This window comes from Bartonella sp. AP36NXGY (genome assembly GCF_042195865.1).
Taxonomy (GTDB): domain Bacteria; phylum Pseudomonadota; class Alphaproteobacteria; order Rhizobiales; family Rhizobiaceae; genus Bartonella.
This window is the reverse complement of the sequence record NZ_JBHIPD010000036.1, coordinates 1-8660: the sequence shown is the minus strand read 5'-3', so window position 1 is coordinate 8660 and position 8660 is coordinate 1. Positions and strand designations below refer to the sequence as shown.

The 8660-nt window shown below is 43.8% G+C and carries 5 protein-coding genes; 3 read left to right on the top strand and 2 right to left on the bottom strand.

Annotated elements, in window-relative coordinates:
* The 3 genes from ACFINX_RS08985 to ACFINX_RS08975 form a co-directional block, all read left to right on the top strand.
* Positions 1-6477 (top strand): hemagglutinin repeat-containing protein (locus ACFINX_RS08985; protein WP_375668701.1); only part of this gene is annotated, 6477 nt, incomplete at its 5' end.
* A gap of 21 nt (positions 6478-6498) precedes the next feature.
* Complete coding sequence (locus tag ACFINX_RS08980) at positions 6499-6906, top strand: hypothetical protein (protein WP_375632826.1); 408 nt, start codon at positions 6499-6501, stop codon at positions 6904-6906.
* 180 nt (positions 6907-7086) lie between these two features.
* Complete coding sequence (locus ACFINX_RS08975) at positions 7087-7446, top strand: hypothetical protein (protein WP_208433114.1); 360 nt, start codon at positions 7087-7089, stop codon at positions 7444-7446.
* Positions 7447-7498: 52 nt separating this feature from the next.
* Here the strand turns inward: ACFINX_RS08975 and ACFINX_RS08970 are convergent, their stop codons facing one another.
* Both ACFINX_RS08970 and ACFINX_RS08965 read right to left on the bottom strand, forming a co-directional pair.
* Positions 7499-7699: an AlpA family transcriptional regulator gene (locus ACFINX_RS08970; RefSeq protein WP_015856172.1), complete on the bottom strand. Its 201-nt coding sequence runs from the start codon at positions 7697-7699 to the stop codon at positions 7499-7501.
* A gap of 207 nt (positions 7700-7906) precedes the next feature.
* Positions 7907-8660 (bottom strand): tyrosine-type recombinase/integrase (locus tag ACFINX_RS08965; protein WP_375668700.1); only part of this gene is annotated, 754 nt, incomplete at its 5' end.

Sequence of the window (8660 nt, the reverse complement as noted above, 5' to 3'; positions counted from 1 at the left end):
GAGGGTGGGGCGGTTGACTTTTCTTCGCTGATGACGGGTGAAGAAGCTGTTTTAAAGGTTGGCAGCCTTGATGCAGGGACACTGATGACAGGTGTCGTTTCTACGGGCGGTTCAGGGGATCTTATTTTAGATAAAAACGGCTTTCTTTTGATTACAGCAAAAGAAGGGGTGAAGGTTGGTCAGATTGCCAGTGGTGGCAATATTGAAATTTTTGCAGGCAACGACATCTATTATGATCAGGTCATGGGCTATGGCAGCGCAACTCTAACCTCTGTATCAGGGGAGATCAGTGTTGAGAATGTGCTGTCTGCTGAGGGGGATGTGAGGTTGACAGCAAACACTCTCGATTTAAGCAATAATCGTTCTCATATTTACACGCCGCAAACGCTGTATTTAATTGCAGATCATATTGATGTCTCAGAGAGCGAATTGGCTTATGGCGGTTTAGATTTTAACAGCACCAATGCCCTTGATATTCACCATGCGCGGCTACAAGCCGTGACAGATCAGGGAGGGACTGGAGATATTCTCTTTATTGCTCCAAGCGTTATGGTTGATGAGACAACTTCTGTTTTAGCAGCCAGAGATTTCGTGATCAAAACGGGGGAGCTTGGAAATAGCGGTCAATTGGCATCGGGGCAGGATTTAATCTTTAGCGTGACGGGGGATGTGACCAACAACAAAACGGGCTTAATTTATGTGAAGGGCAATGGTGCTTTACAAGTTGATGGGGCTTTGTTGAATGATTTTGGCACCATAATGGCAGAGGGTGATTTGGGTTTCACCAATGCGGCTGGCAGCGGAAAAAGCCTTTCGCTTGTCAACAAAGCAGGCTTTATTCAAGCTGGTGGAAACTTAAATATCCAAACCAACACTCTAAAAAACGAAGCTGATAGCACGCCTGTCATCACGGAAAAAACGGAATATAGCGATATTTCTTTCCAAAGACCAAAGGGTTCTGATCAACTCAGTGATGGGATGTTATATCAAGATGGTCCCAACCTTTGGGGAAAAGGGCACGAACATCAAAGTCATACCGGACCTTTTAAAGGGCACGTAAAAATTTTCTTGGATGTTCCTCTTTGGTCGAGCAAAGAAGAAACCTATGGCACCGCAATTTCAAGCGATGGAACAGTCTATAAGGCTTTTACTTGGGAATTTAAGCCTGTCTATGATCAAAAGTCCGTAAAACGCTACCAATGGAATGGTTCTCGGCGGAAGGGAGGATGGTTTGGGTCAATAAACGAAGACTGGTCACATATGACAGAAAAGACTGTCACACAAGCATTTTCGCATAAACCAACTGTTTCGGGGGTAATACAATCTAGTGGCAATCTCATCATTAACGCTGATACCATTGATAACCATTATAGCTCTATGAGAGCAGGGGGAAATGCCGATATCCACGCTGGTGTGCTGACCAATCTGGGTGCAACGGCTTATAAAAACACTTATCTTGGTTGTCAGGCTAATACAGACAGTTGTTATGGTTATAAAGCTGATGGAAGCCGCGATGTTTCTTTAGATATAGCCAATGGCAAGGATCGCCAGATTGGTTCAGAAGCTTTGGAGAGCGTTCCTGGTCTTGTCCAAGCGGGTGGCACGTTGAATTTGGTGGTCGATCAACTCAATAACACGGCAGCGGAAGGTTCGATTACAGGGGATGCGCATTTTAAAGCACAAGCAGTTGAAGGCAATCCACTGGAGTCCTTAAGTGGTTTAACCGGGGCTGGTGCTCTCTTTACACCAAAAGTGGATCTCAATAATGCAGGGGAACTTGCTGAGGGGCTTCCTTTACCAAAACCCCAATCGGGTGGGGTTGGGGGCACGCTGCCCAACCAGAATTTCATTTATGAAACGCGGGCAGAATTCCTTGATGTTGGCAAGTTTTATGGCTCAGCTTATTATTTGAACAGAATTGGCTACAATCCTGATCGGGAGATTTTTTTCTTAGGCGATGCTTATTTTGAAAAGCAGCTGATTGAGAAACAAATGCGTGATCTGGTTGGTCAAGGGTTGGGCAAAGGTTCCTTTATTCCTGGAAGTGATGCCATTGAACAAGTCAAAACTTTGCTGGATGTTGGGGCAGACTATGCAAAAGCCCACAATCTCCCCTTTGGTGAGGCTTTGAGTGAAGAACAATTGGCTTCTCTAGAAGCCCCGATGGTGATTTATGTGCGCCAACAGGTCAAGGGCATGGATGTTTATGCACCGGTGCTTTATATCCCTGAAAAAGACAGAGCCTCTTTTGTTTCTGCTGGGGCTTTGATCATGGGCGATGATGTCAATATCACCAGCCAAAATACGAGCAATTCAACGATTATCAATTCAGGGCGGATTGCGGCAAATCACCAATTGCATGTGCATGGTGGGGATATCCTCAGTCAAGGGGGGCATTTTGCGGCGGGTGGTGATGCTGTTCTCCTTGCGGAGAAGAATATTCGTTTAGATGCAGGGCGCACAACGGTTGACGGCGTGGAGACCGTTTTAAACACCGAGGCGCTTTCTGCTGGTGGTAATGCAACGGTGATTGCCAAACAAGATATCACAGCCTCAGGGGTGGGGATCACTACCGGAGGTGATCTTGCCATGGCTACAGAACAAGGTAACTTGACGATCGGTTCAGCAGAAACCCATTACCATGATGAACACGGTGATGCTACCATGCATCATAAATCAGAAGTCAACTCTGGTGGCTCGACGACACTTGCCTCTGGACAAGATTTGAATATTCTAGGCTCTGATGTTCAAGCAACGGATAATCTTTCCTTACAAGCTGAGAGGAATGTTTCGATTGATGCTACACGCAACAGCATGGACAATCATCGCGGGAGTGAAACCTCCCATGTCGCCTTGCACAATGGCTCTCATTTAAGTTCTGGAAAAGATACCACTGTCATCTCGGGTCAAGATATCCATATTGCTGCTTCCGATATAGATGCGAAGGACAATGTTGCTCTTGGCGCACAAGGGGAGATAACAATAGGGGTGAGAAACGATGAAAGAGATTATCATTTTCAGAGCAGCGACTTTAGTGTTGATAGGCAAGAGTCTATTTCTCGGGGTTCTTCGATAAAATCTGGGGGTGATACCACTGTTGTTGCAGGGCAGGATGGGAAACCGCATGACCTTAGCATCACAGGCAGTTCCGTTGCGGCTGAGGGCAAGGTAGGGCTGAAAGCCAGCAACGATGTCCTGATCACCAATGCAGAGGATAGTTCACACCGTGAGATATCTAGCTACACAGATGGCGGTTTTTTTGGGGGAAGCTCATCCTATCATGAAACTTTTGGAGCTACCCAAGTGGTAGGTTCAAGTATAGCAGGAGAAAAAGGCGTTGCCATTGAATCTGGAAACAACACGGAAGTTGTCGCCTCGACGCTCGTAGCCGGTAAGGCAGAGGAAACGTCAGGAGAGAAAGCACCAGGAGAACAGAAACAAGCGGATATTACCATTCACTCTGGGGGAAAGATTACTATCAAAGGCGCCCAAGAACACTTGGATCAGCAAGCACAATCGTCATCAAGTGGCTTTTTGCATGAGGAATCGTCCGATACATCTCAATCGCATACCACAACGGTCTCCTCTATCCTTGGGGCGACGGGAAACATCGTGTTAGACGCACAAGGAGAAGCCAAGATTTCTGCTTCTCATCTTCTTTCCGGTCAAGATATCAATGTGAGCGGAGAAAATGTGACGATTGATGGCATGACAGATCACCATAAAAGCCATTCAGAGACCCATGAAACAGGTTTTGGTGTGGGATCAGGTAAGGGCTTTGTGTCGATATACGGGAGTGAGGGAAAGACAGAAAATGAAGAGAGCTTTGAGCATCAAGGCTCTTCTCTCAATGCGGATGGCAATATCAACATCACTGCCAAGAAAAAAGATGTGAACGTGGAGGGCTCTGATCTTGCGGGTGAGAATATTAACCTTTCGGCAGCGCATGATGTCAATGTGCTTGTTGGTCATAATAGCCATTCCTCAAGCTCAAAGGAAGAACGTACAGGCTTTGGCATTCAGTTTGAAAAGAGCAACAGCGGTGCTTCTGTAGGTGTTGGGGTTGCAAGCGCCAAAGATACGGGCGATCAATGGGAAACCACTTCCACACAATCACACATCACGGCACGCCAAGATGTGCAGATTACTGCTGACAATGATGTGAATTTACAAGCAGCCATTGTTTCGGCGGATCGTGATGTCAACATGGATGCCGGCAATAATATCACCCTATCAGAAAGCTATGATACCTCTAACGCAAAAGAAAAGCATGAAAAGTCTTTTGCTGGTGTGACAGGCTCTGTCAATGTGGGTATTCTTGGTGCCGTAAAAGATGTAAAGGATGCAGTCAAACGTTTTGGTCATGGGGATACAAAACACAAAATCGGTAATGGTCTTATTGCTGGTCTAAAAGGCTATGATCTCTATAGCAAAGGCAAAGGTCTTTATAATGGGATGAAAGGTGGAAACAAACAGTCTATTCGTGATATTGCTGATGTTTCTGCTAGCGTAACCGTTGGCTTTAAGACAGAGAAGGAGGAGGCATCGGTTCAGACATCTACTGCGGTGACAGGTACAATAGAAGCAGGACGCGCTGTTAATATGCAAGCCCACAAAGGCAGCATCCATGGTGTTGGAGCCGATATTATTGCCGGTACAAACCCGATGCAAAGCAATGATGAACAGAGCGGGAATATCACCATGGGAGCAGGTAAAGATATCACTTTTGAAAGTGCGCAAAACACACAAAGCACACAAAATCATACGCAAAGCGCTTCAATGAATGTTGGGTATAGTTATGGTACCGGTGGTCCAGGGTGGATGGGGAATGCTTCTTTTGGTAAAGGCAAGGGTTCCAGTGAGGAAGTGCATCACAAGAACAGCCATATTATAGGCACTGGCACTCTTCATACCATAAGTCAGGGAAACACCATACTGGCAGGCGCCGTGGCTTCTGCAGACCATGTAGAAATGGAAGTAGGGGGTGATTTCGCCATTACCAGCCGCAGTGATACGGGACAAACTTCCAGCAAGCAAGACTCTTTTTCTATTGGGTTTAATGGTGGAAAAAAGGATGATGCAGCCACAACCAATATTTCCTTGAACAAGGATAAATCCTCTAGCGATTATCATAGTGTTGTGGAGCAATCAGGCATCAAAGCCGGTGATGGCGGTTTTAAGATCAACGTTAAAGACAAAACGACCCTAACTGGGGGGCTTATTGCCAGCACTGCGCCGGCAGAAAAAAACAGCCTGACCACAGGAAGCATTAGCACCAGTGATATCAGCAACGGTGCGCATGCGCAAGCTAGCAGCCAAGGTTTAAGTATTTCTGCCGGTGGTCCGATGTATCAGGGTAAATATGGTGTCGGGAAAAACATTGCCAAAAATGTCTTAGATCATTCAAAAGCCCAAGATTCAGAGGAAGGATACACCAAATCCGCCATTAGCGATGGCACCATTGTCATTACTGATGAAGCTGGGCAGAAGGCATTGACAGGGCAAGATGTGGAACAAGCCATAGCCTCCCTTAATCGTGATACTGCCACCGCCCATAAGGGTGTACAACAGCTCGATGCAGGCAAGCTGGAACAAATCGTCCATGAAAACCGTGAAATGGCAACCCAACTTTTAGAAGAAGGATTTAAATACAGTGATGACTCCTATAAAACCATGTTTATCAAAGAGCACCCCATCGCTGTGGTCGACCGTGATGAAAAGGGTAATATAATCTATGAAATAGATGCAAATGGACAGTATATCAAAGACGCTCGTGGACAAAAAATACCTCACGCACATTATTTAACGGATGAAGAAAAGCAGCATTTACAAGAGGGTGCTGATGGCAAGGTGCATGTGTCCTTTAATGGCATCTTTACTCCACCAGAGGAAGCCGCTGTTTATGCGGTTCAACATGCGAAGGATAAAAATGAACCGCTTTATTTTGTTGTGTTCCCTCAAGCCGATTCTGCTATTTCAGAACTTCTGGTCGCGGGCTATCAGAAGTTTATGGAAAATAACTTTTGGGGTTTGACCAATTCAACACAAGAAGCAAAAGATTTGATGTATAGCTATGGTCTTACAGGATTAGAACTTTATGGACATAGTCGCGGGACAATGACATTGGGGAATATGCTGAATTCTTTCAAACAAGAAGGTGTGCACGGTATAGCCGACAACACGAATATCAATTTCTATGGACCAGCCTTTAATGTTTTAGTTGCATCCGGTCTGTTAGGTTATGTGAGTGATGGCAAACAAACCATTGTTGGCTTTGATGGGAATAGATACGACTTTGTCAGCAGAATTATTGGCGGCAATGGCTATACTTACGAGACAATACCTGCTGGCAGTAACTGGTGGAAAGAATGGTGGAGAGTGATCATGAATCCCATAAGCTCCCATACCTGTCTTGGAGATGCGGGTCAAAAATGCCAAAAAAGGTATGGCTCATCTCATTTAAAACAAAAACCTTGAATTAAATCATGGAGGAAAAAAATGAAACAAACTTTAAAATTATTAAGCGCTGTAACTTTGTTAAGTATAGCTGGATGTCAGTTTAATAAAACTCCTGGAGGATATTTGAGCGCGTGGGAGAAAAATGGTGTTACTGATTTTACTGAGGTAGGAAAAGCCTTATTAGAATGTGGAATGCCAACCCCTTATGATACTGATCCAGAAAATAGAAAGTTAAGTTTAAATAAAAAGGCGTTTATTGATTCTTGTATGGTTCAATCAGGATTCCGCTATAAAGATACAGAGGCAGGAACGTGGTGTGAGAATTTTCAAGGAAAGAATCTTCCGGCTTGTCGTCCAGGTGCTGTCATACCACAGCGCAGTGTCAAGAAGCGCTTGAACAGCCCTTTTTGTAAAAAGCATCCAGAACAATATGAATGTTATCCTTAAGTTTTGCTGTTTGTGATGATTAACAATCCGCTATCCTTGCCTTCACTTGGAATGGTGGGATTGTTTTCTCAACCAATCATCTCAATATTGTTCACCGTTGTTTTAAGCAGCGGTGACAGGAAATATCAACAGGCTTATGAGCTTTTTTATTGTAAATAAATCCATTGAAAGAGGGGAATAATGAAGAAAATCTTAAAACTATTGAGTTGTATAGCTCTGTTAAGTATCACTGGATGTGTTAACTCAATTCCCTCACTTTCTCCAGCATTATGGAGAAATAAAATACTTTTAGAATGTGGAGTACCGGACCTTAATAAGGTTGTGGCGCTAGATTTGAATCAATTTGCCAGTATTGAAATGTGTATGGCGCAATCAGGTTTTCGTCCTAGCTTTACAATACAAGAATGGTGTGAAAACCATAAATCGGACAATCTTCCCATATGTCGTCCTGGTGCTGTCATGCCTCAGCGAAGTGTTGAGAGACGCTTAAATAGCCCTTATTGTAAAAAGCATTCAGAACAACTTGAATGCAAACCTTAAGTCTTGCTTCAGCAGAGAAAGCCTTGTCCGTCCTTACGTGATAAGGTTTTTTTTATGCCGCGTCGTTATAACGTTGCTGTTTTGCTTGCTCGATGACATTCAAAAGATCCGATTGTAACCAACGGGATAAAAAGCCAAATTTTAAAGGTTTTGGGAGAGAGCCATTGGTCACATGACGGCGGAATGTTGAAACACTCATATGAAGCAATTTTGCACTTTCACGGTCAGTTAAAAGAATATCATTTTCTGTCATATTAAAATCCTTTCACTATAAAAATGGTAACAAATCATAACTATTTATTAACCACATTTTGGTTCATTTAGAAAGATGTTTTATTCATAGAAAACAATATTTTATCATACAATTTCTGATGTGATACGTTATGAGTCTTATTGAGAGAGAATGAGAGAAAAGAGAGCTAAAGTTATCCACAGATAATGGGGTTATTCACCCCATATCTTAAGATTGACCCGTGACATAAGCCGCCCATTTATCCATATAGACACGGCGCTGTTCTAGATAATCAGTACGACGATAGGCACGCTCTACTTTGCCGCCAACTGTATGACTTAGAATAGTTTCAGCGACCTCATAGGGGGCATCGGTTGTTTCTGCTAGCCAATCGCGTAAACTAGAGCGAAAACCATGCGGGCAGGCTTCAAGTTTATTGTCTCTCATATATTGAGCCATACACTTCTCAGCGAGGGGACCGCGACCTTTAGCAGAAAAAAAGAAATCATTACGAGAAAGCAATCGTGCTTGTTTTAAAATGTCTAATGCTTCAGTTGATAAAGGCACGCGAAATTCTTTTGTTGTATCACGCTTGCCTTTCATATTTTCAGCAGGTATGGTCCATATATCCCCATCAATTTGATCTTTATGAATATGACGTAAAGGATTGGTACGAACACCTGTCAGAATAAGCAAACGCAAAGCCAGTTGTGTTATGGTTGATGCTTCACAGAGTGTTTTATAAAAAGCCGGAACCTCTCTCCAATCCATGGCTGGTCTATTAGTGACCTTATGGCGTTGTTTTCCTAAGAGAGCTTTTGCTTTTTCTACAGCTTGTAAATCAACATCTACACCTAATGCAGCCGCATGTTTGAGACAAAGATTAAGACGTATCAATGCTGTTCGAGCAATTACAGCCTTTGTATGCCAAATGGGAGAAAGGGTATTGCGTATCTCTGTTTGCGTAATCTCTGAAACGGGT

Bases quoted from the DNA above. Each gene is read 5' to 3' on its own strand.
- ACFINX_RS08975 (WP_208433114.1), top strand. From the start codon at position 7,087: ATGAAGAAAATCTTAAAACTATTGAGTTGTATAGCTCTGTTAAGTATC.
- ACFINX_RS08970 (WP_015856172.1), bottom strand. From the start codon at position 7,699: ATGACAGAAAATGATATTCTTTTAACTGACCGTGAAAGTGCAAAATTG.
- ACFINX_RS08980 (WP_375632826.1), top strand. From the start codon at position 6,499: ATGAAACAAACTTTAAAATTATTAAGCGCTGTAACTTTGTTAAGTATA.